Source organism: Klebsiella variicola (genome assembly GCF_000828055.2).
GTDB classification, from domain to species: domain Bacteria; phylum Pseudomonadota; class Gammaproteobacteria; order Enterobacterales; family Enterobacteriaceae; genus Klebsiella; species Klebsiella variicola.
In genome coordinates, this window is the sequence record NZ_CP010523.2 from 92,812 (window position 1) to 117,933 (window position 25,122).

General features: G+C 58.7%; 21 protein-coding genes. 7 read left to right on the plus strand and 14 right to left on the minus strand.

Going from position 1 to position 25,122, the window contains the following annotated elements; genetic code table 11:
* Positions 1–4 precede the first annotated feature (4 nt).
* The 3 genes from SP68_RS00430 to SP68_RS00440 all read right to left on the minus strand — a co-directional run bounded on the left by SP68_RS00430 (position 5) and on the right by SP68_RS00440 (position 5,044).
* Positions 5–1,564: a PTS transporter subunit EIIC gene (locus tag SP68_RS00430; protein ID WP_040969847.1), complete on the minus strand. Its 1,560-nt coding sequence runs from the start codon at positions 1,562–1,564 to the stop codon at positions 5–7.
* A gap of 250 nt (positions 1,565–1,814) precedes the next feature.
* Positions 1,815–3,512 (minus strand): AsmA family protein, encoded by a 1,698-nt coding sequence (locus SP68_RS00435; protein WP_040969845.1) that lies wholly within the window; start codon positions 3,510–3,512, stop codon positions 1,815–1,817.
* A gap of 140 nt (positions 3,513–3,652) precedes the next feature.
* Positions 3,653–5,044 (minus strand): nucleobase:cation symporter-2 family protein, encoded by a 1,392-nt coding sequence (locus SP68_RS00440; protein WP_008806808.1) that lies wholly within the window; start codon positions 5,042–5,044, stop codon positions 3,653–3,655.
* Positions 5,045–5,328: 284 nt separating this feature from the next.
* Between SP68_RS00440 and gltS the strand changes: the two genes are divergently transcribed.
* Positions 5,329–6,531 carry a sodium/glutamate symporter gene (gene gltS / locus SP68_RS00445; protein ID WP_012967046.1) on the plus strand — a complete coding sequence of 401 codons (1,203 nt, stop codon included), beginning with the start codon at positions 5,329–5,331 and terminating at the stop codon, positions 6,529–6,531.
* A 114-nt stretch (positions 6,532–6,645) separates the two neighbouring features.
* Here the strand turns inward: gltS and glpK are convergent, their stop codons facing one another.
* Complete coding sequence (gene glpK / locus SP68_RS00450; RefSeq protein WP_008806810.1) at positions 6,646–8,157, minus strand: glycerol kinase GlpK; 1,512 nt, start codon at positions 8,155–8,157, stop codon at positions 6,646–6,648.
* 21 nt (positions 8,158–8,178) lie between these two features.
* On the minus strand, positions 8,179–9,030 hold the full coding sequence (locus SP68_RS00455) for an MIP/aquaporin family protein (protein WP_012540293.1): 852 nt from the start codon (positions 9,028–9,030) through the stop codon (positions 8,179–8,181).
* A gap of 442 nt (positions 9,031–9,472) precedes the next feature.
* On the opposite strand from SP68_RS00455, the gene zapB reads away from it, so the two are divergent.
* From zapB to SP68_RS00475, 4 genes are all read left to right on the plus strand, one after another.
* Positions 9,473–9,718, plus strand: a complete 246-nt coding sequence (zapB, locus tag SP68_RS00460) for a septal ring assembly protein ZapB (RefSeq protein WP_008806812.1) — start codon at positions 9,473–9,475, stop codon at positions 9,716–9,718.
* A 151-nt stretch (positions 9,719–9,869) separates the two neighbouring features.
* Positions 9,870–10,859 carry a sulfate ABC transporter substrate-binding protein gene (locus tag SP68_RS00465; protein ID WP_002922936.1) on the plus strand — a complete coding sequence of 330 codons (990 nt, stop codon included), beginning with the start codon at positions 9,870–9,872 and terminating at the stop codon, positions 10,857–10,859.
* Positions 10,860–11,105: 246 nt separating this feature from the next.
* Positions 11,106–11,876: a CDP-diacylglycerol diphosphatase gene (locus SP68_RS00470; RefSeq protein ID WP_162499948.1), complete on the plus strand. Its 771-nt coding sequence runs from the start codon at positions 11,106–11,108 to the stop codon at positions 11,874–11,876.
* 64 nt (positions 11,877–11,940) lie between these two features.
* Complete coding sequence (locus tag SP68_RS00475; RefSeq protein WP_012540294.1) at positions 11,941–13,245, plus strand: SLC13 family permease; 1,305 nt, start codon at positions 11,941–11,943, stop codon at positions 13,243–13,245.
* A 92-nt stretch (positions 13,246–13,337) separates the two neighbouring features.
* On the opposite strand, the gene tpiA is transcribed toward SP68_RS00475, so the two are convergent.
* Positions 13,338–14,105 carry a triose-phosphate isomerase gene (gene tpiA, locus SP68_RS00480; RefSeq protein ID WP_002922909.1) on the minus strand — a complete coding sequence of 256 codons (768 nt, stop codon included), beginning with the start codon at positions 14,103–14,105 and terminating at the stop codon, positions 13,338–13,340.
* A gap of 109 nt (positions 14,106–14,214) precedes the next feature.
* Positions 14,215–14,814, minus strand: a complete 600-nt coding sequence (locus SP68_RS00485; protein ID WP_008806815.1) for a YiiQ family protein — start codon at positions 14,812–14,814, stop codon at positions 14,215–14,217.
* A gap of 112 nt (positions 14,815–14,926) precedes the next feature.
* Here SP68_RS00485 and SP68_RS00490 point away from each other — a divergent pair, with 112 nt between their 5' ends.
* Positions 14,927–15,355 (plus strand): DUF805 domain-containing protein, encoded by a 429-nt coding sequence (locus tag SP68_RS00490; protein ID WP_004173894.1) that lies wholly within the window; start codon positions 14,927–14,929, stop codon positions 15,353–15,355.
* Here SP68_RS00490 and fpr read toward each other — a convergent pair whose 3' ends face one another.
* From fpr to gmk, 7 genes are all read right to left on the minus strand, one after another.
* Complete coding sequence (gene fpr, locus SP68_RS00495; protein ID WP_012540295.1) at positions 15,356–16,102, minus strand: ferredoxin--NADP(+) reductase; 747 nt, start codon at positions 16,100–16,102, stop codon at positions 15,356–15,358.
* 150 nt (positions 16,103–16,252) lie between these two features.
* Complete coding sequence (glpX, locus tag SP68_RS00500) at positions 16,253–17,263, minus strand: class II fructose-bisphosphatase (RefSeq protein ID WP_002922903.1); 1,011 nt, start codon at positions 17,261–17,263, stop codon at positions 16,253–16,255.
* Between the two features lie 50 nt (positions 17,264–17,313).
* On the minus strand, positions 17,314–19,395 hold the full coding sequence (gene recG, locus SP68_RS00505; RefSeq protein WP_008806816.1) for an ATP-dependent DNA helicase RecG: 2,082 nt from the start codon (positions 19,393–19,395) through the stop codon (positions 17,314–17,316).
* Positions 19,396–19,400: 5 nt separating this feature from the next.
* Positions 19,401–20,090: a tRNA (guanosine(18)-2'-O)-methyltransferase TrmH gene (trmH, locus tag SP68_RS00510; RefSeq protein WP_008806817.1), complete on the minus strand. Its 690-nt coding sequence runs from the start codon at positions 20,088–20,090 to the stop codon at positions 19,401–19,403.
* A gap of 4 nt (positions 20,091–20,094) precedes the next feature.
* Entirely contained in the window at positions 20,095–22,215 is a 2,121-nt protein-coding gene (spoT, locus tag SP68_RS00515) for a bifunctional GTP diphosphokinase/guanosine-3',5'-bis pyrophosphate 3'-pyrophosphohydrolase (protein ID WP_008806818.1), read from the minus strand.
* Between the two features lie 18 nt (positions 22,216–22,233).
* A complete protein-coding gene (gene rpoZ / locus SP68_RS00520; protein ID WP_000135058.1) occupies positions 22,234–22,509 on the minus strand; it encodes a DNA-directed RNA polymerase subunit omega in 276 nt (91 codons plus the stop codon).
* A 54-nt stretch (positions 22,510–22,563) separates the two neighbouring features.
* Positions 22,564–23,187 (minus strand): guanylate kinase, encoded by a 624-nt coding sequence (gene gmk / locus SP68_RS00525; protein WP_002922664.1) that lies wholly within the window; start codon positions 23,185–23,187, stop codon positions 22,564–22,566.
* 257 nt (positions 23,188–23,444) lie between these two features.
* Here gmk and ligB point away from each other — a divergent pair, with 257 nt between their 5' ends.
* Entirely contained in the window at positions 23,445–25,121 is a 1,677-nt protein-coding gene (ligB, locus tag SP68_RS00535) for an NAD-dependent DNA ligase LigB (protein WP_040969250.1), read from the plus strand.
* The last annotated feature ends 1 nt before the right edge of the window (position 25,122 follow it).

The following is a 25,122-nucleotide window of genomic DNA, read 5'->3' on the forward strand; positions in this document are numbered from 1 at the left end:
CTCATTAATTTTCTGCTAACCAGTTATCAACCCGGGAACGTACCTGTCCCACTTTGACGCCATAAATAACCTGAACTTCATTACGATTTCGTACGACGCCGTTGGCGCCGGTATTTTTTAATTGCGCGTCATCAACCCGCGCCATATCGCGCACGGCCACGCGCAGACGAGTAAAACAATTATCGACGGAGAGAATATTCTCCTTGCCCCCGAGGCCGCGGATAATGTCATCGGTGACCGACTGCGGTTGCGCGACTTTCAGGCGGTACTCTGCTTTGCTGTAAAGCTTCACGTTCTCGTCATCTTCCCGGCCCGGCGTTTTCAGATTCAGCTTCACCACCAGGGTGCGGAAAATCACGTAGTAGACGGCGAACTGGCCGATACCAATAAGGACATAGCCCGGCCAGCGCGTTAAGGAGACCGGCAGCGGCAGGTTATAGATCAGAAACTCGATCAGGCCCGATGCTCCCCAGGGACGTACGGTGAAAATGTCGCAAATGGCTTGCGAGGCGGCGGTTAACGTCGCGTGGATCACCCACAGCAGCGGCGAGACAAACAAGAAGGTGAACTCGATCGGTTCGGTGATACCGGTCAGCATCGAGGTGATGATCGCTGGCAGCAGAATCGCCTTCGCCATCACTTTCTTCTCCGGTTTCGCGGTGTGGTAGAACGCCAGCGAGGCGCCTGCCAGGCCAAAGATAGTGGTCATCCCTTGCTGCGAAAAACGTAATGCGTCGTTCATGACCGGCGTCAGGTCGGGGTGGCGCATATAGGCGAGGAAAATGGCCTGGGTCCCGGAGACCACCTGACCGTCCACGTGCAGGGTGCCGCCAATCTGGGTGAGCTGGAAGGGGGACCAGACGAAATGGTGCAGGCCGGTGGGGATAAGGAATTTTTCAAAGAAACCATAGACGAAGACCCCGGCGACCCCGGCATTTTTCATAAAACCGGTGAGGGCGGAGATGCCGTGGGTCATAAAGGGCCAAATCCAGGTAAAGGCGATGGCGTAGAAGATAACCACCGGCGTCATCGCCACCAGCGTCAGCTTGGCGCCGCCGTACATCGACAGCGCGCCAGGCAGCTCAATGGCAGAGACTTTATTGTGCACCCACGCAATCGTGCAGCCGAGAATAATGCCCAGGAAAACGCCCATATCCACCACCACAAAGCCCAGCAGCTGGGTTTGCCCGGTGCCATAATATTCACCGTTAATTTTTTCGGCGAGTCCGTGGGTGTGTTCCAGCCAGGAGTGGTTGGCGCCAAGAAACATAATGAAGCACATCACTGCAACCAGCGCGACTTCGGTTTTTTTATCCTTTGCCAGGCCATAGCTAATGCCGACGCAAAATAATAAGCCGAGGTTGCCAAATAAAGGCCAAAAGGTGTCGCCGAGCATTTGCCCAAGCTGATGTAAGAAACTGGTTTCAGCAATTAATGTCGGATTAGTTAATACTGAACTGAGGGCCAGAATTAAGCCAATGACCGGCAAGAACAATACGGCGCCGATCATGGCCCGGGAGAATTTTTGCATATTCTCCAGAATACGCTGACGTATTTCAGGCATGATTGATCCTTTTATATTTTTGTAGGTACAGGGAGCGGTTTTTTATCGACTTCCAGTAATTTGGTTATAGCAATTCTGATATTTGAAAGGAACCTGTTGCGCTAAATAGGTACAGATAGCCGCGTATTGCACACAGGTTTCAGGACTCGCACCCTAACCCCCTCCCTGAAAGGGAGAGGGAGTGGCCAGAGCGGAGTTTGCCGGAAAGCATGCCCTCTCACCGTGGGGAGAGGGCCAGATAAGGGGGGTTTTACTGCGGCGCGGCGGGGGCGGGGCTGACCTCGCCGTTGCGCATGATTTGCGCCACCTGCTGTTTCTCCATATTCACGGCGCTGAGCTGCCCGTTGACCGTCGGCTTGAGCGGGGCATCGGCCTGCACGCTGCCGCTGGCGGTCAGCTGGAGATTGCCATCCCCGCTTATCGGTAGCAACGGCCAGCCCCAGGCCTGCAGAATATTCAGCGGCACGCCGCGGCCGGTAAAGCTCAGATTGACCTGGCGCTGCGGCAGCTGGGATACCGCGGCAGTGGCCTGCAGAATGCCGCGCTCGGTGAAGGCGCTAAGCTCAGTGATATTGACCGTCGACGCTGTCGCGCTCAGCTTGAGTGACGGGCGGCGCACGTCGATCCGGTTAAAAGTCGCCGCCGCGGCGTTCAGCGTCGCGCTGCCGTTCCATACTCCCCAGTTGCCGTTTTTCACCAGCTGTAGCTCGCCGCCATAGCCATCGAGGGCGGTAATTTGCCACGGGAAGGCAGGATCCACATCGATGATCAGGTTACGGCTGGCGCTGAATTTTTTCAGCGTCAGGCTTTGCAGCCAGGCTGGCATCGGCGCCATCCACAGCTGTTTCCAGTTCGCCGGCAGCGTGTACTCCAGTCCGGCGAAGGCGGTGTCGTCGAGCACCAGCGCGTTACCAGCGCGCAGCCAGTTGCCGGAGGTGCGCACCATGCCGCCCTCCCAGCGCGAGGAGAACTGGCGCAGCGCAATGCCCTGGGGAGAGAATTCAGCATTCAGAATCGGGTCGAAGAAGTGCAGCGAGCCGTAGATAAATTCGCTGGCGTTCATCGACAGCGTGCCGTCCTGGCTCTGCCAGCCGCCGTGGCTGAGCGTCAGGTTGCGCAGGCTCAGGTCGAGGTCGGTTACCGCCCAGTCCGGCCCCTGCAGGCGGGCGTCGGTGATATCCAGGCGGCCAATCTGCAGAGAGGGGACCGTGGTTAACGGCGCGAAAAACTCGGCCAGCGAGGCGGGGCTCTGCAGTCGAATCTCATTGAGCTGGAGGTTATCCACCAGCCAGCTGCCGTCGGCGCTGCGTTTCGCATTGCCGGTTAAGGTGCCGCGGGCGACATCGGCGCCGAGGGTGGAGAGGGTCACTTCACCCTGATCAATCCTGCCCTGAATCAGAACGTTGCTGGCTTCGACGCCATTGAGCGTCATCGAGCCCGCGCTCATCTGGATCTGCGCCGTTTTCCCCAGCACATTGCCCGCTTCCGGCGTCCATGGACTGACGCCGCCGGTGACGCGCTGCGCGCTGAGCGCCCAGCCGGTTTCCGGGCTGTTGAAAGCCATGTTGCGCAACATCAGCCGGTCGGCAGCGAACGGCAGGTCTGCAGAGTGGGGTGACAGATTCAGAGTGCCGTCGTTAAGGACTATCTCATCCGCATGCAGCGGATCGCTAAACTGGCGGGTGCTGAAGCCAATATCGACCGTTTTTGCCACCAGGGTGGCCGGCTTGCCTTCCCGGCCAAAGGTGACGTTTTGCAACTGCACATGAAGAGGGGAGGAGAAATCGTGTTCCATCGCATCGAAGGAGACCTGCCAGCCGGTGCCATTGCTGAGCCAGGCGCTGGCCTGGCGGGCGCCCCAGTGGGTTTGCAGCAGGAACCACGCGCCAACAATGACGAGCAGCAGAGCGACTAGCAGCCAGAGAATCAGCTTTCCAAGAAATTTCATGGTCTTCCATTCTGTGAGATGCACATCACCGTGTTATGCCCGATTTAGGCGCACTTCTCAAGGCGGGCGTGGTTTATTTCCGTGATGAGGCAGGTCGTGGAAAGCGTCCCGGCCAATGGCGCGACCGGGAGCGCGTCAGATCAGGCTTTTTCTGGCGGGAAAATTAAATTCAGAACAATCGCTGTGATACCACCGGCGGCAATTCCCGAAGAGAGCAGGTTTTTCAGCCAGTCTGGGGCGAACTGCAGGATTAACGGCTGCTGCGACACGCCGAGGCCCACTGCCAGCGACAGGGCGATAATCAGGATCGCCCGACGGTTCAGCGGCTCACGGGAGACGATGCGCACGCCGGACGCGGCAATGGTGCCGAACATCACCAGCGTGGCGCCGCCGAGCACCGGCTCAGGGATGTGCTGCACGAAGCCGCTCACCGCCGGGAACAGACCGAGGACGATCAGCATCAGGGCGACCACGAAACCGACGTAGCGGCTGGCAACGCCGGTCAGCTGGATCACGCCGTTGTTCTGGCCGAAGCAGGAGTTCGGGAAAGTGTTGAAGACCGCGGAAACAAAGGAGTTCAGGCCGTTAGCCAGCACGCCGCCTTTCAGGCGCTTCATATACAGCGGACCGGAAACCGGCTGTTCGGAGACGTCCGAGGTGGCGGTGATATCGCCGATGGTTTCCAGAGAGGTGATCATAAACACCAGCATCAGCGGCAGCAGCAGGCTCCAGTCGATGCCGAGACCATAGTAGAGCGGCGTTGGCACGGTGATGAGGCTGCTGTTGGTCGGGGCGGTATTGGCTGGCAGCATATCGAGGAACCATGCCGCCAGATAGCCCGCCGCCATGGCAATCACCAGCGAAGCAATGCGCAAATAGGGATTACGCTGGCGGTTGAGAATAATGATCAGCGCCAGCACGATGCCCGCCAACAGCAGGTTCTTCGGCGCGCCGAAGGTGTGGTCGGCCATCGCCGCGTAGCCGCCGCCGATGGAAGTCAGTCCGACCTGAATCAGCGACAGGCCGATAATCATCACCACCACGCCGGAGACCAGCGGGGTAATGATGCGGCGCGCCAGGTGCAGGACGCGGGAGAGCACCATTTCCGTGCAGCTGGCCAGCATCAGGGTGCCGAACAGGGCGGCCATCATGGTGGGGACGTCGGCGCCGCCGGTTTTCAATGCGGTACCGCCCATGATCAGCGGGGCGACAAAGTTAAAGCTGGTGCCCTGGATGGAGAGCAATCCGGAGCCGACCGGGCCCCAGGCTTTGATCTGAATAATAGAGGCGACACCGGAAGCGAACAGCGACATGCTGATGATATGTTGGGTATCTTGCGCCGGGAGACCGAGAGCCTGGCAGATTAACAGCGCTGGAGTGATCACCGCGACAAACATCGCCAGCAGGTGCTGGAAGGCGGCGAACAGGGTTTGCGGTAGCGGTGGGCGATCTTCGAGGCGGTAGATTAATTCGCTAGCTGATTTATGCGCAACCGGTTGCGCATTTTCTGACTCTGCGGTGTTAACGGACATCACAAGCAATCCCAAGGTGGCAAAGCGGGAATTTTATCGGACTGTAGACCAAAAGCAAACGTTTGCCAGCATTTGGTCATAAAAATTTATGCCGTGAATATGCACAACGAGGTTATTAACATTTTGTATGCTAAATCGCATCATTAAGGATACAAAATATCTTTTTCTGTCATTTTTTCCGCCGTTCTGCGTAAAATCCCCTTCTGACTCCTCATGATGAGAAGCTAAAGACACCAGGAATTACGTCGCGTGTGAATGGATCATGCGCCCATAAGGAGCTTTTTATGTTTCACCTCGATACCTTATCGACGCTCGTTGCCGCAACGCTTGTGCTATTGCTCGGCAGAAAACTCGTGCAAACCGTTCCCTTCCTCAAGAAATACACCATTCCTGAACCTGTTGCCGGCGGTTTGCTGGTAGCGCTGGCGCTGCTGGTGCTGAAGAAAAGCATGGATATCGAAATTGATTTCGATATGAGTCTGAAAGACCCGCTGATGCTGGCGTTCTTCGCCACCATCGGTCTTAACGCCAACCTCGCCAGCCTGCGGGCCGGCGGCAAGGTGCTGGGCACTTTCCTGATCGTGGTGGTTGGCCTGCTGCTGCTGCAGAATGCCCTCGGTATCGGCATGGCGACGCTGCTGGGGCTGGATCCGCTGATGGGCCTGCTGGCCGGGTCGATTACCTTATCCGGCGGCCACGGCACCGGGGCGGCGTGGAGCAAGCTGTTCGTTGAACGCTACGGTTTTGCCAACGCCACCGAAGTGGCGATGGCCTGCGCGACTTTCGGCCTGGTGCTGGGCGGCCTGATCGGCGGTCCGGTGGCTCGCTACCTGGTGAAGCACTCTTCCTCTCCGGACGGCACACCGGACGATCAGGTGGCGCCAACCGCCTTTGAAAAACCGGACGTGGGGCGGGTGATCACCTCGCTGGTGCTGATCGAAAGTATCGCCCTGATCGCTATCTGTCTGACGGTGGGCAAGGTGGTTGCGCAACTGCTGGCGGGCAGCGTCTTCGAGCTGCCGACCTTCGTCTGCGTGCTGTTTATCGGTGTGATCCTTAGCAACAGCCTGGCGCTGGCGGGGTTGTACCGGGTGTTCGATCGCGCGGTATCGGTGCTGGGCAACGTCAGCCTGTCGCTGTTCCTCGCCATGGCGCTGATGAGCCTCAAGCTGTGGGAGCTGGCCTCGCTGGCGCTGCCGATGATTATTATCCTGGCGGTGCAGGCGCTGGCGATGGCGCTGTATGCGGTGTTCGTTACCTACCGGATGATGGGCAAGAATTACGATGCCGCGGTGCTGGCGGCGGGCCACTGCGGGTTTGGTCTGGGCGCAACGCCGACGGCGATTGCTAATATGCAGGCGATTACCGACCGCTTTGGCCCGTCACATATGGCCTTCCTGGTGGTGCCGATGGTGGGAGCGTTCTTTATCGACATCGTCAACGCACTGGTGATTAAGCTATACCTGCTGCTGCCAATATTTGGCTGATAAAAAACCCGGAGGCGGTGCTGCGCACCTGTCCGGGCTACAAGATCGTGCTGTTTGGGGTTTTGTAGCCCGGCTAAGGCGTTTACGCCGCAAGCAGGGAATACCTCCACAATCTTACGCTTCGTCGTGCTCTTCCCACGCTAACGCGCGTTTCACCGCTTTCTTCCAGCCGCTGTAACGATAGTTACGCTCAGTGGTTTCAATCCCCGGGCGGAATTCGCGCTCAATCACCGCTTTCTCCTGCAGCTCGTCCAGATTCTGCCAGAAACCGACCGCCAGACCCGCCAGATAGGCTGCGCCCAGCGCCGTCACTTCGCGTACTTCCGGACGCTCGACACGGGTGCCGAGGATATCGGACTGGAACTGCATCAGGAAGTTGTTAGCCACCGCGCCGCCGTCCACGCGCAGGGCGTGCAGACGAATGCCAGAGTCTGCCTGCATCGCCTCCAGCACATCGCGGGTCTGATAGGCGATGGACTCCAGCGTCGCACGGATAATGTGGTTGGAGTTCACGCCGCGGGTGAGGCCGAAAATCGCGCCGCGGGCATACGGGTCCCAGTATGGTGCGCCAAGACCAGTGAACGCGGGTACCACGTATACGCCGTTGGTATCCTTCACTTTGGTGGCGAAGTACTCGGAATCGAAGGCATCGCTGATGAGCTTCATCTCGTCACGCAGCCACTGAATGGACGCGCCGGCCATAAACACCGCCCCTTCCAGCGCGTAGTTCACCTCGCCGCGCGGGCCGCAGGCGATGGTGGTCAGCAGACCGTGGGTGGAGGTGACCGCTTTTTCACCGGTGTTCATCAGCATAAAGCAGCCGGTGCCATAGGTGTTTTTCGCCATCCCTTCTTTGACGCACAGCTGGCCGAACAGGGCCGCCTGCTGGTCACCGGCGATCCCGGCGATAGGGATACGGGTCCCGCCTTTACCACCGATGTTGGTCTGGCCGTACACTTCGGATGACTTACGCACTTCCGGCAGCATGGCGCGCGGAATGTCCAGCGCGTCGAGCATTTTGTCGTCCCAGTCCAGCTCGTGGATGTTGAACAGCATGGTACGTGAGGCGTTGGTGTAGTCGGTAACGTGCACGCGGCCCTGGGTCATCTTCCAGATAAGCCAGGTGTCAACGGTACCGAACAGCAGCTCGCCGCGTTTCGCACGTTCACGGGAACCTTCGACATGGTCGAGGATCCATTTTACCTTGGTGCCGGAGAAGTAGGGGTCCACCACCAGGCCTGTGGCCTTGCGGATATACTCTTCCATCCCGTCACGCTTGAGCTGCTCGCAGATCTCCGCGGTACGGCGGCACTGCCAGACGATGGCGTTGTAGATGGGTTTACCGGTCTCACGCTCCCACACCACCACGGTCTCACGCTGGTTGGTGATGCCGATGGCCGCGATCTGATCGGAGTTGATATCCGCTTTGGCCAGCGCTTCGACCAGCGTCGAGCTTTGGGAAGCCCAGATTTCCATCGGGTCATGTTCGACCCAGCCTGGCTTAGGATAAATTTGTTCAAATTCTCGCTGGGAGACGCTGACGATATTGGCATCATGATCCATCACAACGGCCCGGGAGCTGGTAGTGCCCTGGTCAAGCGCAACGATATATTTTTTGTCGGTCATAGTCGGTGTCCCGTAGTCAGATTACAGCGAAGCTTTATGTTGAGTGGTGGAAGAGGAGGGGCTCTGTTGCTCTTCCTCCACGCAGGTGTCGCAAGGCAGGTGACGGCCAATCAGCTTACGATAGCTGAATGCGCCCAGCGCCGCGCCGACCACCGGTGCGCACAGCGGCACCAGAAAATAAGGAATATCTTTGCCGCCGGTGAAGGCGACGTCGCCCCAGCCGGCCAGCCAGGCGAAAGCTTTCGGGCCGATATCACGCGCCGGGTTCATGGCGAAGCCGGTCAGCGGTCCCATGGAGGCGCCAATCACCGCAATCAGCAGGCCGATCAGCAGCGGAGCAAGCGGACCGCGCGGCACGCCGTTGCCATCGTCGGTCAGCGCCAGGATGACGCCCATCAGGATAGCGGTAATCACCATCTCTACCGCGAAGGCCTGCACAAAATTGATATGCGGGTTCGGATAGGTGGAGAAGATGCCGGCCAGATCGAGGCTTTCTACGCTGCCGCGGACCATATGGTGGGTAGTTTCATAATCGAGGAAAAGATTGTAGTAAAGCCCGTAAACTAATGCCGCAGCGCAAAAGGCGCCAGCGAACTGCGAAATGATAAAAGGGACCACTTTGCGGCCATCGAAGCAGGCGAACAGCCACAGTGCGATAGTTACCGCAGGGTTAAGGTGCGCACCGGAGACCCCAGCGGTCAGGTAGATCGCCATGGCGACGCCCAGACCCCAGATGATGCTGATTTCCCATTGCCCGAAGCTGGCTCCCGCGACCTTGAGCGCAGCCACGCACCCAACGCCGAAAAAGATCAACAACCCGGTACCGAGGAACTCTGCGATGCACTGGCCTTTTAAGGTTGATGTTTGGCTCATAATCGAATCCTGAAGCGTGGTGATGATTATTGTATGTAGGGTGGTCACAGACGACCATATTGCCATGTAGGCATAGTGTTAATTTATCGTTAACGAGCAAAAACGAGAAATATCGAACTTCAAATGTGTGTTCCGCGTCAAGAAAATGAGCGTTTTCGCGCCATCCGCGCGCATTGAGACCGGTGCCGGAGCGTTTCACCTCGCATTTTGTTAACCATAAAATTAACAATGACCCATGAAGTACGAGCGAACTGCGCTGAAAGCACCAGGTAAAGACTGAAAAGTGTTGCAAACCGCAATCTGCGCGGCTTGCCGCTGGACAGGGGCGGCGGGGATTCATACAATCGACGATAACACCGCTATGTGCGCTAATTTTCGTTAAGGCGGGACCGCGTATACGAAACACGAGTTTCTATCAACGCCTTGCAAGTTCAGGAGAGGTATGACGATGTCATTAGAAGTGTTTGAGAAATTAGAATCTAAAGTTCAGCAGGCGATTGATACCATCACTCTGTTGCAGATGGAAATCGAAGAGCTGAAAGAAAAGAACAACACCCTGGTTCAGGAAGTTCAGAGCGCGCAGCATGGTCGTGAAGAGCTGGAGCGCGAAAACAGCCAGCTGAAAGAGCAACAGCAGGGCTGGCAGGATCGCCTGCAGGCGCTGCTGGGCCGTATGGAAGAAGTCTAATCGCTTCGCGCCCTCTCCCGCCCGGGAGGGGGCAATCCTTATTCACCTCTTTATATCCACAAGTTATAGCCAATCTTTTTTTATTCTTTAATCATTGAATCGCTTTCTGGCACGCTTAGCCCATCACAACACACATAAAGAGAGCGGTGCGATGAATAAGTGGGGCGTAGGGTTAACTCTGTTGCTGGCATCCGCCAGCGTTCTGGCAAAAGACATTCAGCTTTTAAACGTTTCTTATGATCCAACGCGCGAGCTGTACGAACAGTACAACAAAGCGTTTAGCGCGCACTGGAAGCAGGAGACCGGCGACAACGTGGTGATCCGCCAGTCGCACGGTGGTTCTGGCAAACAGGCGACCTCAGTGATTAACGGTATTGAAGCGGATGTGGTCACACTGGCGCTGGCCTACGACGTAGACGCCATTGCTGAACGCGGCCGTATCGATAAAAACTGGCTGAAACGCCTGCCGGATAACTCCGCACCGTATACCTCAACCATCGTGTTCCTCGTCCGCAAGGGCAACCCGAAACAGATCCATGACTGGAACGACCTGATCAAACCGGGCGTGTCGGTCATTACCCCGAACCCGAAAAGCTCCGGCGGCGCCCGCTGGAACTATCTGGCAGCCTGGGGCTATGCTCTGCATCAGAATCACGGCGACCAGGCCAAAGCCCAGGAATTCGTCAAGGCGCTGTATAAAAACGTGGAAGTGCTGGACTCCGGCGCGCGTGGTTCGACCAATACCTTCGTAGAACGCGGCATCGGCGATGTGCTGATTGCCTGGGAAAACGAAGCGCTGCTGGCGACCAACGAACTGGGCAAAGACAAGTTTGAAATCGTGACCCCGAGTGAGTCGATTCTGGCTGAGCCGACCGTCTCTGTGGTCGACAAAGTGGTGGATAAAAAAGGCACGCGCCAGGTGGCGGAAGCGTACCTGAAGTATCTCTACTCGCCGGAAGGCCAGGAGATTGCGGCGAAGAACTTCTACCGCCCGCGCGATCCGAATGTGGCGAAGAAATATGCTAACGAGTTCCCGAAACTGAAGCTGTTTACTATCGATCAGGAGTTCGGCGGCTGGACGAAAGCGCAGAAAGAGCACTTCTCCAACGGCGGCACCTTCGACCAGATTAGCCAGCGTTAATCCTCTTGTCCCTGCTTGCGCTACGCTTAGCAGGGCTACAGTTCTGCTTCGTCTGGTAGCCCGGGTAAGGCGGAACGCCGCGACCCGGGGAATCCCCGGCTTTCTCTGCGCTTAGCCGGGCTACTATTTGCACCGTCCGTAGCCCGGGTAAGGCGTCAGCCGCTACCCGGGATAACTCCCCGCCCGCCATCTGTTTTCATTTAGTCATCAAATTACGTTACTCTTCCGCTTCAGGCTTAACAGGGAATGAAAATGAGAAGAGTAAGATACTTTTTGCTGGCGCTGCTGGTGGCGATCCTCGCGGCGCTGGCGGGCGGCTACTACTGGCTGCACTCCGGCAACCCGGACGCATTACGCAAGATTGTCCTGCAGCAGTGCGTACCCCATCAGCAACAGCAGCAAAATCCGTCGCCGTGCGCGGAAGTTAACCTCAAGGGCGGCTATGTGCTGTTTAAAGACCGTAACGGCCCGCTGCAGTATTTGCTAATGCCGACCTACCGCATTAACGGCACCGAAAGCCCGCTGCTGCTGGACCCGTTGACGCCGAACTTCTTCTGGCAGGCCTGGCAGGGACGTGAAATCATGAGTCAGCGTCACGGCGCGCCGGTTCCTGATAACGCGATATCACTGGCGATTAACTCGCGCAGCGGACGCACGCAAAACCATTTCCATATTCATATCTCCTGCCTGCGCCCCGATGTGCGCGCGCAGTTAGATAAGGATGCGGGCGCGGTCAGCAGCCGCTGGCTGCCGCTGCCGGGCGGGCTTCAGGGCCATGAATACCTGGCGCGCCGGGTGACGGAGGCCGAACTGGCCCAGCGCAGCCCGTTCCTGATGCTGGCGGAAGAGGTGCCGGAGGCGCGCGAACATATGGGACGCTTCGCGCTGGCGATGGCGCAGCAGAGCGACGGCTCGCTGGTGCTGCTGGCGACGGAGCGTAACCTGCTGACCCTGAACCGGGCTTCAGCGGAAGAAATTCAGGATCATCGCTGCGCCATTCTTAACGCAAGCCACTAGTTCTGGCGTTTACCTGTCTTACCTGTCGTCGTATTCTTGCTGAAAAAAACGACAGGAGACAGGCATGTCGCTCTGGCTTACCCACCCGCTGTTCCTTCCTTCATTGATTGTCGGCGTCACCATTGTGCTCTGGGCGACGTCGCTGCTGCCGGAATTTATCACCGCGCTGCTGTTCTTCGCAGCGGCGATGATGGCGAAAATCGCTCCACCGGAGGTGATCTTCGGCGGCTTTGCCTCTTCGGCGTTCTGGCTGGTGTTCAGCGGCTTTGTGCTCGGCATCGCGATCCGTAAAACCGGGCTGGCAGACCGGGCGGCGCAGGCGCTGTCTGCGCGGCTCACTGACTCCTGGCCGCGGATGGTCGGCAGCGTGGTGTTGCTGAGCTACGCGCTGGCGTTTGTCATGCCTTCCAACATGGGACGTATCGCGCTGCTGATGCCGATCGTGGCGGCGATGGCCCGCCGCGCGGGCATTGTCGATGGCAGCCGCGGCTGGTTCGGCCTGGCGCTGGCGGTGGGGTTCGGCACCTTTCAGCTTTCGGCGACGATTTTGCCCGCTAACGTGCCAAATCTGGTGATGAGCGGCGCGGCGGAAGGCTCGTACGGTATCCATCTGAATTATGTTCCCTATTTGCTGCTGCATACGCCGGTGCTTGGCTGGCTGAAAGGGGCGGTGCTGGTGGCGCTGATTTGCTGGCTGTTTCCCGGCAAGCCGCATCCACCTCGTGACCTGGCGCCGCTGCCGCCGATGAGCCGCGACGAGAAACGTCTGGCGTGGCTGCTGGCGGTAGTCCTTACGCTATGGGTGACCGAGAGCTGGCACGGCGTCGGCCCGGCGTGGACCGGCCTGGCGGCGGCAGTGGTCACGCTGCTGCCGCGGGTGGGCTTTATCAACGGTGAGGAGTTTGCCAGCGGGGTGAATATGCGCACCTGCATTTATGTTGCCGGGATTCTGGGACTGGCGATCGCCGTTACCCAAACCGGAATTGGCGGTGCGGTGGGCAATGCGCTGCTGCAGGTGATGCCGCTGGATAAAGACAATCCGTTCACCAGCTTCCTCGCCCTGACCGGGATAACCAGCGCGCTGAACTTTATTATGACCGCCAACGGCGTGCCGGCGCTGTATACCACTTTTGCGCAGAGCTTTGCCGACGCGACCGGCTTTCCGCTGCTCAGCGTGATCATGATTCAGGTGCTGGGGTATTCCACGCCGCTGCTGCCCTATCAGGCGTCGCCGATCGTGGTGGCGATGGGGTTAGGCAAGGTCCCGGCGAGGGCGGGGATGCAACTGTGTCTGGCGCTGGCGGCGGTGAGTTATCTGATTTTACTGCCGCTGGACTACGCGTGGTATCAGCTGTTGGGGAAACTGTAACGGCAAAAGAAAGCCCGGCTTGCGCTGTGCTAAGCCGGGCTCCCGAGTTTTGTCAGTCACCCCGGTCGCGTTTCGCCACCGGGAAAAGCGAATTACGCTTTTTTCGCTGCTTCTGCTGCTTTAACGATCACCGCGAAAGCGTCAGCTTTCAGGGAGGCGCCGCCAACCAGCGCGCCGTCGATGTCCGGCTGGGTGAACAGCTCTGCTGCGTTGCCAGCGTTAACGGAACCACCGTACTGGATGATCACTTGCTCAGCGATTTTCGCGTCAGCTTTAGCAATGTGGTCACGGATGAATTTGTGCACCGCCTGAGCCTGAGCCGGGGTCGCGGATTTGCCGGTACCGATAGCCCATACCGGTTCGTAAGCGATAACCACGCCTTCGAAAGCGGCAGCGCCCTGCGTTTTCAGCACGGCGTCGATCTGACGTGCGCAAACTTCTTCGGTTTTGCCCGCTTCGTTTTCTGCTTCGGTTTCACCGATGCACAGTACCGGGGTCAGACCCTGCTCTTTCAGCACAGCGAATTTCTTCGCGATCAGCTCGTCGGATTCTTTGTGGTAGGTACGACGCTCGGAGTGGCCGATGATGATGTACTGTGCGCCGATATCTTTCAGCATTTCGGCGGAGGTTTCACCGGTGAATGCGCCGGACAGGTTCACGTCAACGTTCTGCGCGCCCAGGTGAATGTGGCTGCCTTCTGCCGCACGTTTAGCCAGGTCCAGATACATTTCCGGCGGGGCGATGGCAACTGCACAGCCGCTTACGCCAGCCAGTTCGGTACGCAGGTTCGCAACCAGTTCGTTTACCATGTGGCGGCTGCCGTTCAGTTTCCAGTTACCCATCACTAAAGGATGTCGCATTTTAATTCTCCACGCTACTTAAGCGAATTAAGGAATATAGCCGCCCCAGAGGGCAGCATGGTCTGTGAAACAGTATAGAGACTCGTCACTGGAAAGGCTTTGCTTTTTGTCATTTATTGTTGCCTTCCAGCGTTTCAGATAACGCCAGCTTAATCGGTTCAATGGCGAAGGTCAGACCCTTTTCGCCATGATCTGCCACCACATAGCGTACAGCGCCTTCGGTATCGGCAAAGTAGCGTTTGCCCTTGCCGGCGGTCAGCAGTTTCTGCAGCTTTTGCTGGCTTTGCGCCGGGCTAAGGGTGGGGACAAAGGCGCGGATCATGGCGCTCATATACTCCAGCGCTTTGGCTTTCGCCGCCTTTTGCTCCGGCCCCTGGATCGGCAGCCAGGTGATCTGCATGGATTTGATCTTCAGCGTGCCGCGCTCCAGCGCGGTCGAGGCATAGAGATTTTCATTAATTTTGCTGGCGGCGCGGGTCAGATTAGCCTGATCCCGGCTGGTGGCGATGGAACGGAATTCGTTCAGGGGCAGCTTCGGGTTATCGGCGTTAAATTTTTCCCGGAACTGGCTGATCGACAGGTCAAAACTCGGGGCGCCAGAGAGCAGATAGGGCGCCGCTGTCGCCGATTCGCTTTCTGCGGACAACGCGTGCGGGCCGACGGTCAGGCCCATCAGCCCACTTAAACACAAGATTGTCCACTTCTTCATGCCCGTCGTTCCTTTTTTTGCCTGCTGACGATTAAATCGGGAAGCGCGGCGCTTGTCAAAAAGTCACGACGCCAGGGTAAACTACGCAGACGATGATGATAAGGAAAAACGCATGACCCTACAGCAGTGGTTATTCTCAATTAAAGGGCGCATTGGCCGCCGCGATTTCTGGATCTGGATTGCCATTTGGCTGGTGACCATGAGCGCCCTGTTTACCCTGGCAGGCAGCAATCTTCTCAACCTGCAGACGGCGGCGTTTATTATCGTCTGCCTGCTGTGGCCGACGGCGGCGGTGGTGGTCAAGCGGCTGCACGATCGCGGCAAATCCGGACTGTGGGCGCTGCTGATGATTCTGGCGTGGATGCTGCTGGCGGGGAACTGGGCGATGTTGCCGCAGGTCTGGCAGTGGGGCGTCGGGCGCTTTGTGCCGACGCTGATTATCGTCATGATGTTGATCGACCTGGGGGCGTTTGTCGGCACCCAGGGCGAGAATAAGTTCGGCAAGGAGACCCAGGACGTGCGCTGGAAAGCGGACGCCTGATTACCAGTAGTGCTCCGCTGTCATATGGCCCGGCCGGCGACGCAGATGTTTGGTCATCTGCCGGGTCTCTTTTAACAGCTGTTGGGTATCGCGCACCATTTGCGGGTTGCCGCACAGCATGACGTGGCTGGTGTCGGTGTTCATCGCCAGCCCGACCGCCTCTTCCAGCGCGCCGGTTTCAATCAGGAACGGTACCCGGCCGGTCAGCGAGCCTTCCACTGTTTCGCGACTGACCACGGTCTGGATGCGTAGTTTACCGGCATAGCGCTGCTCGAGTTCGCGCATCAGCGGCAGATAGCTCAGGTCCGCGGCGTAGCGGACGGCGTGGACCAGTACCAGGTTGTTAAAGCGTTCAAGATCTTTGCCTTCCTGCAAAATTGACAGGTACGGCCCGAGGGCAGTGCCGGTCGCCAGCATCCACAGGGTATCGCAATCCGGTACCTCCTCGAGGACGAAGAAACCTGCCGCTTCACTCACCACCAGGACTTCATCGCCCGGCTTCAGCGCCGCCAGACGCGGGCTCAGCTTGCCTTCCGGGACGGTGACCAGATAGAACTCGAGATCGGGATTGCCGGGGGCATTGACGTAGGAGTAGGCGCGCTGCACGCGTTCTCCGTCGATTTCCAGTCCGAGCTTGGTAAACTGCCCGGCGGTAAACGGATGAACAGGCGCCCGCACGTATAAACTGAACAAGGCATCCGTCCAGTACTCCACTTTTGTCACTTTGCCGCTAACCCAGTCCGCCATCGTCTTCTCCTGTTGCCAAGCGATGCCTTATCTTCGGTCCAGACGAGCAAGATTTCCACCCCGAAGGTACAAGAAAGCTCTATTGATCAAATATAAACGAAGAACAGGGCAACCGCCTGCGGACGGTTGCCTGGGAGAGAAAAAGCGGTATTACAGGATGTGCTGCTGGATGTCCGGATCTTTACGGTCGAGGTAATGAATCGACTGAATACGACGGATAGTGCGCGACTTGCCACGGATCAGCAGCGTCTCGGTGGTGGCCATGTTGCCCTTGCGGGTGATGCCGTCCAGCAGATCGCCTTTGGTGATCCCGGTGGCGGAGAAGACGACGTTATCGCTGCGCGCCATTTCATCCAGACGCAGCACTTTGCCTGCTTCAATGCCCATGGTTTTGCAGCGCGCCAGCTCGTTTTCACCGATGCGGCGGTTCTCTTCGTTATCGCCCTTCACGTGGTGGCGAGCCAGCAGACGCCCCTGCATATCACCGTCGAGGGCGCGGATCACCGCGGCGGAAACCACCCCTTCCGGCGCGCCGCCGATGCCGTACAGTACGTCGACTTCGCTATCCGGCATGCAGGTGAGAATAGAGGCCGCGACGTCGCCATCGGGAATCGCGAATACACGCACGCCCAGCTGCTGCAGCTGGGCAATGACCGCGTCGTGGCGCGGTTTCGCCAGCACGGTGACGGTCAGCTCGCCCAGCGGCTTGTTCAGGGCGCGGGCGATATTGTGCAGGTTCTCTTCCAGCGGCAGATTGAGATCGATAGCGCCTTTAGCACCCGGGCCGACGATCAGCTTTTCCATATACATATCCGGCGCGTTGAGGAAGCAGCCCTTATCGCCGACCGCCATCACCGCCAGGGCGTTGGCCTGGCCCATCGCCGTCATGCGGGTGCCTTCGATGGGATCGACAGCGATATCTACCGCATCGCCCTTGCCGGTACCCACTTTTTCGCCGATATAGAGCATCGGCGCTTCATCGATTTCGCCCTCGCCGATGACGATGGTGCCGTCGATATTGACGAGGTTAAGCATAATGCGCATGGCGTTAACCGCTGCGCCGTCGGCGGTATTCTTATCGCCGCGGCCCAGCCATTTATAGCCCGCCAGCGCGGCGGCTTCGGTGACACGCGAAAATTCGATGGCCAGTTCTCGTTTCATAATCCACTCGTTGTGTAGAAAAATTGCCCGCAGCGCGGCAAAAGCGCGCGCTACGCGTTGGAATAGCGTTCGGTTTCCGGCATCCAGCGCTCGATAAGCGCCTGGGCCTGCAGCGGATAGCGTTCATGAATATGGCGAGCAATGCGTTGAACGTCGGGGATCATCGCCTGATCGCGCAGCAAGTCCGCTACTTTAAATTCGGCGTTGCCGGTCTGGCGGGTGCCGAGCAGCTCGCCGGGACCGCGGATTTCGAGGTCTTTCTGGGCGATGACGAAACCGTCGTTGCTGTCGCGCAGGACCTGCAGGCGTTTCTGAGCCGTTTTGGAGAGCGGCGATTTATAGAGTAGCACGCAGTGGGAAGCGACCGCGCCGCGCCCGACGCGCCCTCTGAGCTGGTGCAGCTGCGCCAGACCCAGACGTTCCGGGTTTTCGATAATCATCAGGCTTGAGTTAGGCACGTCAACACCGACTTCAATCACCGTGGTGGCCACCAGCAGATGCATCTCGCCCTGCTTGAAGGCCTGCATTACCGCCTGCTTCTCGGCCGGTTTCATCCGCCCGTGGACGAGGCCGATATTCAGTTCCGGCAGCGCCAGTTTGAGCTCTTCCCAGGTCGCTTCCGCCGCCTGGGCTTCCAGCAGATCGGACTCTTCAATTAGCGTACAAACCCAATAGGCCTGGCGCCCTTCGTGGGTGCAGGCGTTGCGTACGCGGTCGATAATATCGCTGCGCCGGGTGTCCGGGATGGCGACGGTGGTCACCGGGGTTCGGCCCGGCGGCAGCTCGTCGATAATCGAGGTGTCCAGATCGGCGTAGGCGGTCATTGCCAGGGTGCGGGGGATAGGCGTGGCGGTCATGATCAGCTGATGCGGGTGGAACCCCTGCTGCTGACCTTTTTCCCACAGCGCCAGCCGCTGATGCACGCCGAAGCGGTGCTGTTCGTCGATAATCACCAGCGCCAGGCCGTTAAACTGCACCTGCTCCTGGAAGATGGCGTGAGTGCCGACAATCATCTGCACTTCGCCGCTGGCGATAGCCTCCTGCTGCGCCTGACGGGCTTTGCCTTTCTGTTTGCCCGCCAGCCAGCCGACTTCTATGCCCAGCGGTTCAAACCAGCTGCGGAAGTTATTGGCGTGCTGTTCGGCAAGTAGTTCGGTGGGCGCCATCAGCGCCACCTGTTTGCCGTGGGCGATAGCGCGCACGGCGGCCAGCGCGGCGACCAGCGTTTTACCGGAGCCAACATCGCCCTGCACCAGGCGCATCATCGGCACGTCCAGCGCCATATCGTGTTCGATCTCGGCGGTAACCCGCGCCTGCGCGCCGGTGGGCTTAAAGGGCAGGGAGGCCAGCAGCTGGTTTTTCAGGGTATCGTTGGCGCCGAGCGGCAGGGCGTGATAGCGCTGGGCGCCTGCCCTCAGCGCCAGCATGCTGAGGTTATGCGCCAGCAGCTCTTCCAGAATCAGACGCTGCTGCGCCGGGTGCTTGCCGCTTTCCAGCTCGCTAAGTTGCAAGGAGGGAGGCGGACGGTGCAGCGTACGCAGCGCTTCCGGCAGGCTCATCATCCCCTGCGCCAGCTCCGGTGGGAGGAGTTCGCTAATCGCGCAGGTTTCCAGGAGCTCAAGCGCCTGGTCGGTGAGCTTGCGCAGGGTCGCCTGCTTGATGCCTTCGGTGGTCGGATAGACCGGAGTTAACGTTTCCTGAAGCTCCGGGGTGCTCATATCGCCCTGGACGCGGTATTCCGGGTGGATCATCTCGGCGCCGTACTTCCCGCGTTTGGCTTCACCGTAGGCCAGCACCCGACGACCAGTCGCGAGGCTGTTTTTCATCGCCGCGTTAAAGTTGAAAAAGCGCATGGTGAGGATGCCGGTGCCGTCGCTGATCTGGCAGGTCAACATCCGCCGGCCGCCGAAGGTGATATTGCTGTTGAGCACTTCGCCTTCCACGGTGGCATAAACCCCGGGAAGCAGCTCGGCTATCGGGTAAAGATGGGTGCGATCTTCGTAACGCAGCGGCAGGTGCAGCAGCAGGTCCTGAACCGTATGCAGGCCGATCTTCGCCAGTTTACTGCTTTGCGCAGCGCCCACACCGGTGAGTGAGCTGAGCGGAACGGCATCGAGCAGGCGGCCTGACATCAGGTTTACCTCGTTGCCTGCATGGTAGCCCACCATGCGTCATCGGCTTCCACTTCGCCCTGCTCGTTGACGTGGGGGTAAGGCAGACCTTTTTGTCGGGCGACGCGGGCCAGCACCGGATAACCGCCTTCGAACAGCAGGCGCTGCTGCTCTTCCGGCGGCAGCATGCTGTTGGCGCGTTGATACATCCCGGCGTTCTGCCGCTGGCGCTGCGCCTCGTAAAGGATCAGCGCCGAGGCGACGGAGACGTTCAGCGACTGCACCATGCCGATCATCGGGATAATGATGTCCTGATCGGCCAGCGCCAGCGCTTCCTGGGTGATGCCGGTTTTCTCCTGGCCCATCAGGATGCAGGTTGGACGCGTATAGTCGATTTCACGAAAATCGATGGCTTTGTCGGAAAGGTGAGTGGCGAGAATTTGCATGCCCTGGCCTTTCAGGTGGCCGACGGCATCTGCGATGGTGCGGTGGGTTTTCACCTGCACCCAGCTGTTGCTGCCCGCGGCGGCGGAGGCCATGGTACGCATCCGGCTGCTTGGCCAGACGGCATGCACTTCGTGTACGCCAACGGCATCTGCGGTCCGAATGACCGCAGAGACGTTATGAGGCTTATGGACCTGCTCCATGCAGACCGTCAGGTCAGGCTGACGCCTGGCGAGCATCTCGCAGATACGCTCGTAGCGCTTTGAGTTCATAAAGCTAGTTTCGGTTACGGGTGACTTTAATCACGTCCGGCATGACGCGGATTTTGCGCATGATATTCGCCAGATGCACGCGGTCACGCGCGGTCAGGCGGATAAAGGCGCTGTATACGCGGCCATCTTTCTCTTCCGTATTCAGGCTCTGGATATTGGAAGACGCGGTGTTGATCGCCGCCGTCAGGTTAGCCAGCGCGCCCTGGTGGTTAAACATGTCCACCTTAATTTCGGTGATGAACTCCTGAGCGGTCTCTTTATCCCACTCAACCGCCATAAATTTCTCCGGCTCTTTCTGGTAGCCGCGAATGTTACGACAGGATTCATGGTGGATAACCAGCCCTTTACCCGGACTGACGTGGGCGATAATCGGGTCACCTGGGATCGGGCGACAGCACTTGGCGAAGGTGATCAACACGCCATCGGCGCCTTTGATCGGCAGATGGCCGTGGTTCGACGCGTTAGCCGGTACCGGCGCCGCAGCGGCTTCGCCCTGCTGCAGGTTTTTCGCCACCACGACGCTCATGGCGTTGCCCAGACCGATTTCCGCCAGCAGATCGTCAAGCGTGGCCAGCTTCATGCGATCAAGTTCGCGCTGGATATTCTCCGGCGGGATCTCGGCGAGTTTGCGGCTTCCGCCCAGCGCGTGATTGAGCAGACGACGGCCAAGGCTGACCGAATCGTCGCGCTTAAGGTTTTTCAGCAGCTGACGGATCTTGGCGCGCGCTTTCGAGCTGACGACAAAGTTCAGCCAGGCGGCATTCGGGCGTGCGCCCGGCGCGGTGATAATTTCGACAGTCTGGCCGCTGGAGAGCGGCTGCGACAGCGGATAAGGCTGGCGATCGACGCGCGCGCCAACGCAGGCATGGCCGATATCGGTATGCACCGCGTAGGCGAAGTCCACCGGCGTGGCGCCAGCGGGCAGTTCGACAATGCGACCTTCCGGGGTGAAAACGTAAATCTCATCCGGGAACAGATCGGATTTTACGCTCTCGATAAATTCAAACGAGCTGCCGGCGCTCTGCTGCAGCTCCAGCAGGCTTTGCATCCAGCGCTGAGCGCGGATTTGCGCGGTGGTGCTGCTTTCGCCGCCGTGCTCTTTATAAGCCCAGTGCGCCGCAACCCCCATCTCCGCCATCTGGTCCATGTCTTCGGTACGAATTTGTACCTCGACCGGGACGCCGTGGGGGCCGATCATCGAGGTATGCAAAGACTGATAGCCGTTCGCTTTCGGAATGGCGATGTAATCTTTGAAACGACCTGGACGCGGTTTGTAGAGGCTGTGCATCTGGCCGAGCACGCGATAGCAGATATCGGCATCATGGACGATAACGCGGAAGGCGTAGATATCCATGATCGAGTGAAAACGCTGCTCTTTAAGCACCATTTTGCAGTAGATGGAGTACAGATGCTTTTCGCGACCGCTGACGCGGCAGGGGATCCCCGCTTCCTGCAAACGCCCTTCGATTTCAGAGAGGATCTTTTGGATCATCTCCTTACGGTTGCCGCGCGCCGCTTTGACCACCTCTTTAATGACGCGGTAGCGGTTAGGGTACAGCGCTTCAAAGCCCAGCTCTTCGAGCTCGGTCTTGATGTGATGGATACCTAAACGGTGCGCCAGCGGGCTGTAAATTTCCAGCGTTTCGCGGGCGATGCGGCGGCGTTTATCCGGGCGTAACGAGCCCAGAGTACGCATGTTGTGGGTGCGGTCGGCAAGCTTGATGAGGATGACGCGGATGTCCTGCACCATCGCCATGATCATTTTGCGAAAGTTTTCGGCCTGCGCCTCTTTCTTATCGCGAAACTTGAGCTTATCAAGTTTCGACACCCCCTCTACCAGTTCGGCAACGCTTTTACCAAAAAGCTGTTCCATGTCCTGGTAGGTGGCGGGGGTATCTTCAATCACATCATGCAGCAGCGCGGCCATCAGCGTTTCATAGTCGAGCTTCATCTCGGCCAGAATGCAGGCTACCGCGACCGGGTGCGTGATATAGGGTTCACCGCTTGAACGTGTCTGACCCTCGTGAGCGTCACGTGCAACGAGATACGCCTGCCGAAGGCGCTTGATTTGCTCTTCCGGCAGGTAGTTTTGAATCAGCTGATTCAGGCTTTCAAACAGATACAAGGGCGACCCGCTGTGTGATTAACGACGACCTTCAGCAATCGCGGTAACGGCTTGTAATTCAGCGGCTTCCTGCTCTTGCTGTTCCTGGCGCTCACGTACGTCGAGGATCTGGTTGTTGATCAGACCTTCTTCGATTTCGCGCAGTGCGATAACGGTGGTTTTATCGTTTTCTTCCGGTACCAGCGGATCCTTTCCGCCTACCTGCATCTGACGAGCGCGACGCGCGGCGACCAGTACCAGGTCAAAACGGTTACCAATTTTCTCTACAGCGTCCTGAACAGTTACGCGTGCCATACTTAAAATGCTCCACAGGTGAAGAAATGACTGGGCATGATACTGAATGTGGGTTCAGTCTGCCAATAGTTTGGTGATTAAAGCGCCATGTCGCTGCTTTTGGCGGCTCATGCGCAGACGTTCAGCGCGGATGATATTTTTCAGGTCGCTCAGGGCGGTGTCAAAATCATCGTTCACAATCAGGTAATCATATTCCGCGTAATGGCTCATTTCCGCAACGGCCTGGGCCATCCGTTTCGCGATCACCTCTTCGCTGTCCTGGCCGCGGCCGCGCAGGCGACGGTCCAGTTCATCTTTTGACGGCGGCAGAATAAAAATGCTGCGTGCGCCGGGCATGCTTTTACGGATCTGCTGCGCACCTTGCCAGTCGATATCGAGGAAGACATCGACGCCAGTCGCCAGCACCTGCTCGATCGCTTTACGCGACGTGCCGTAATAGTTGCCAAAGACCTCTGCATGTTCCAGAAACGCGTTTTCGCCAATCATCGAGCGGAATTCGTCGTGATTCACGAAGAAATAGTGTTCGCCGTGCACTTCACCCGGACGCGGCGCCCGCGTGGTATGGGAGACCGATACCTGGGTGTCATACAACGGTTGGGTTTTTAATAAAGCCTGAATCAGGCTGGATTTACCCGCGCCGCTAGGGGCGGAAACAATATAAAGCGTGCCTTGAGCCATGAGTGTCTTTTGTATGTGGTTATCGAAAGAGGTCCTACATACGAGCCTATTATACACGTCGCCGCGGCGTGACGCAGTCATTGTCACACTTTTTGCCGCTGTTTCTTTCATTTTGCCTGCCGTTTTCCTGAATTCGCTAGCCGTTGCTGCAATGAAGCGTAAATCCTGGAAGACGCTTCGCAAGGCGAAAAAGTACCCGTCGCGGCTCGCGGTGTTCTACAGCAGACTCTCCGCCAGGTGATGAAGGAGGGACTGCAATGCGTAAAGGAGGGTGGTGGCTGGCGCTAGGGATGTTCTCTGCCAGCGCGCTGGCGACGTGTCCGGACTGGCCGCCGGCCAGAGGAAGGCAGGAGATTTCACGCCTTCATCAGCAAATTGTCGCCTGGAAAGAGGACTACTGGCGACAAGGCGCCAGCGAAGTGAGCGATGAGGTTTACGACCAGCTCACCCTGCGCCTGACGCAGTGGCGACAATGCTTTCCGGGCGCGACGCCTGAAGATGACGATCTGCCTCCGCCCACCGGCGATGCGCGTCATCCGGTGGCCCATACCGGCGTGCGCAAGCTGGCGGATGAGGTCAGCGTGGCCCACTGGATTAAAAATAAAACCGACCTGTGGATACAGCCTAAAGTGGACGGCGTGGCGGTGACCCTGGTCTATCGCCAGGGGAGTTTGGTTCAGGCCATTAGCCGCGGCGATGGTCTGCGCGGTGAGGCATGGACCGCCCGAGCGCGGCAGATCCCGGCGCTGGCGAAAGTGACGACCGGTGAACTGGCCAACAGCGTGCTGCAGGGGGAGCTGTTTCTGCGCCGGGACGGCCATGTTCAGCAGCAGGCTGGGGGGATGAACGCGCGGGCGAAAGTCGCCGGGTTGATGATGCGAGCCGACGCGGCGGCGGCGCTCAGTCAACTGGACGTTTTTATCTGGGCCTGGCCAGACGGCCCGTCGGATATGCGCCGTCGACAGCAGCTGCTGACGCAGGCGGGGTTTAAGTACAGCGGGCAATATACCCACCCGGTGACGCGCGTCGAACAGGTGGCGCAGTGGCGCCAGCGCTGGTATCGCTCGCCGCTTCCCTTCGTCAGCGATGGCGTGATTGTGCGCGAAGGGCGCGAACCGCCGGGACGTGCCTGGTCTCCCGGAAAGGGAGAGTGGCTGGCGGCCTGGAAGTATCCTCCGGCCTCGCAAGTGATGGAGGTACGGGCGATCCATTTCAGCACTGGCCGCAGCGGCAGGCTCAACGTCGTGGCCCAGCTTGAGCCCCAGCGGCTGGATGATAAACGCGTGCAGCGGGTTAATGTTGGCTCTGTGGCCCGCTGGCAGGCGCTGGATATTGGGGTTGGCGATCAGCTGCAGATCAGTCTGGCAGGGCAGGGTATTCCTCGGATCGACGCCGTCGTCTGGCGGACGGCCGAGCGCCATAAACCGACGCCGCCGGCGGCGAAATTCAATGCGCTAACCTGCTATTTCGCCACCCCTGAGTGCAGCGAACAGTTTCTTTCCCGGCTGATCTGGCTGTCATCAAAGTCCGCGCTGGATGTCGATGGCGTGGGGGAAAATTTATGGCGCGCCATTCAGCAGCAAAACCCGATGACGCATATTTTTTCCTGGCTGGCGCTTACGGTGGAGCAGCTGCAGGCGGTGCCAGGGATCTCCGCCGCCCGCGGGCAGCACCTCTGGCATCAATTTGATCTCGTTCGCAAACGGCCTTTTATCCGCTGGGTGCTGGCGATGGGGCTCCCGGTGCCTCAGGGGGCGCTGGCGCAGCTCGAAAGCGAGAACTGGCATCTGCTGGCGGCAAAAAGTGAAGCGCAATGGCGTGCGCTGCCGGGCGTGGGGGAGATCAGAGCCCGCCAGTTGGTGGCCTTCCTGCACCATCCGGATGTGGTGGCGCTGGCGCAATGGCTCAGTGGGCAGCGCATCCCCGGATTTTGAG

What these genes read in the sequence shown, in the direction of transcription:
- SP68_RS00475 (WP_012540294.1), top strand. Translation starts at nt 11,941, where the DNA reads ATGTCGCTCTGGCTTACCCACCCGCTGTTCCTTCCTTCATTGATTGTC.
- ligB (WP_040969250.1), top strand. Translation starts at nt 23,445, where the DNA reads ATGCGTAAAGGAGGGTGGTGGCTGGCGCTAGGGATGTTCTCTGCCAGC.
- trmH (WP_008806817.1), bottom strand. Translation starts at nt 20,090, where the DNA reads ATGAACTCAAAGCGCTACGAGCGTATCTGCGAGATGCTCGCCAGGCGT.
- tpiA (WP_002922909.1), bottom strand. Translation starts at nt 14,105, where the DNA reads ATGCGACATCCTTTAGTGATGGGTAACTGGAAACTGAACGGCAGCCGC.
- glpX (WP_002922903.1), bottom strand. Translation starts at nt 17,263, where the DNA reads ATGAAACGAGAACTGGCCATCGAATTTTCGCGTGTCACCGAAGCCGCC.
- SP68_RS00465 (WP_002922936.1), top strand. Translation starts at nt 9,870, where the DNA reads ATGAATAAGTGGGGCGTAGGGTTAACTCTGTTGCTGGCATCCGCCAGC.
- gmk (WP_002922664.1), bottom strand. Translation starts at nt 23,187, where the DNA reads ATGGCTCAAGGCACGCTTTATATTGTTTCCGCCCCTAGCGGCGCGGGT.
- SP68_RS00470 (WP_162499948.1), top strand. Translation starts at nt 11,106, where the DNA reads ATGAAAATGAGAAGAGTAAGATACTTTTTGCTGGCGCTGCTGGTGGCG.
- SP68_RS00455 (WP_012540293.1), bottom strand. Translation starts at nt 9,030, where the DNA reads ATGAGCCAAACATCAACCTTAAAAGGCCAGTGCATCGCAGAGTTCCTC.
- gltS (WP_012967046.1), top strand. Translation starts at nt 5,329, where the DNA reads ATGTTTCACCTCGATACCTTATCGACGCTCGTTGCCGCAACGCTTGTG.
- glpK (WP_008806810.1), bottom strand. Translation starts at nt 8,157, where the DNA reads ATGACCGACAAAAAATATATCGTTGCGCTTGACCAGGGCACTACCAGC.
- SP68_RS00440 (WP_008806808.1), bottom strand. Translation starts at nt 5,044, where the DNA reads ATGTCCGTTAACACCGCAGAGTCAGAAAATGCGCAACCGGTTGCGCAT.
- rpoZ (WP_000135058.1), bottom strand. Translation starts at nt 22,509, where the DNA reads ATGGCACGCGTAACTGTTCAGGACGCTGTAGAGAAAATTGGTAACCGT.
- SP68_RS00490 (WP_004173894.1), top strand. Translation starts at nt 14,927, where the DNA reads ATGACCCTACAGCAGTGGTTATTCTCAATTAAAGGGCGCATTGGCCGC.
- zapB (WP_008806812.1), top strand. Translation starts at nt 9,473, where the DNA reads ATGACGATGTCATTAGAAGTGTTTGAGAAATTAGAATCTAAAGTTCAG.
- SP68_RS00435 (WP_040969845.1), bottom strand. Translation starts at nt 3,512, where the DNA reads ATGAAATTTCTTGGAAAGCTGATTCTCTGGCTGCTAGTCGCTCTGCTG.
- SP68_RS00485 (WP_008806815.1), bottom strand. Translation starts at nt 14,814, where the DNA reads ATGAAGAAGTGGACAATCTTGTGTTTAAGTGGGCTGATGGGCCTGACC.
- recG (WP_008806816.1), bottom strand. Translation starts at nt 19,395, where the DNA reads ATGTCAGGCCGCCTGCTCGATGCCGTTCCGCTCAGCTCACTCACCGGT.
- fpr (WP_012540295.1), bottom strand. Translation starts at nt 16,102, where the DNA reads ATGGCGGACTGGGTTAGCGGCAAAGTGACAAAAGTGGAGTACTGGACG.
- SP68_RS00430 (WP_040969847.1), bottom strand. Translation starts at nt 1,564, where the DNA reads ATGCCTGAAATACGTCAGCGTATTCTGGAGAATATGCAAAAATTCTCC.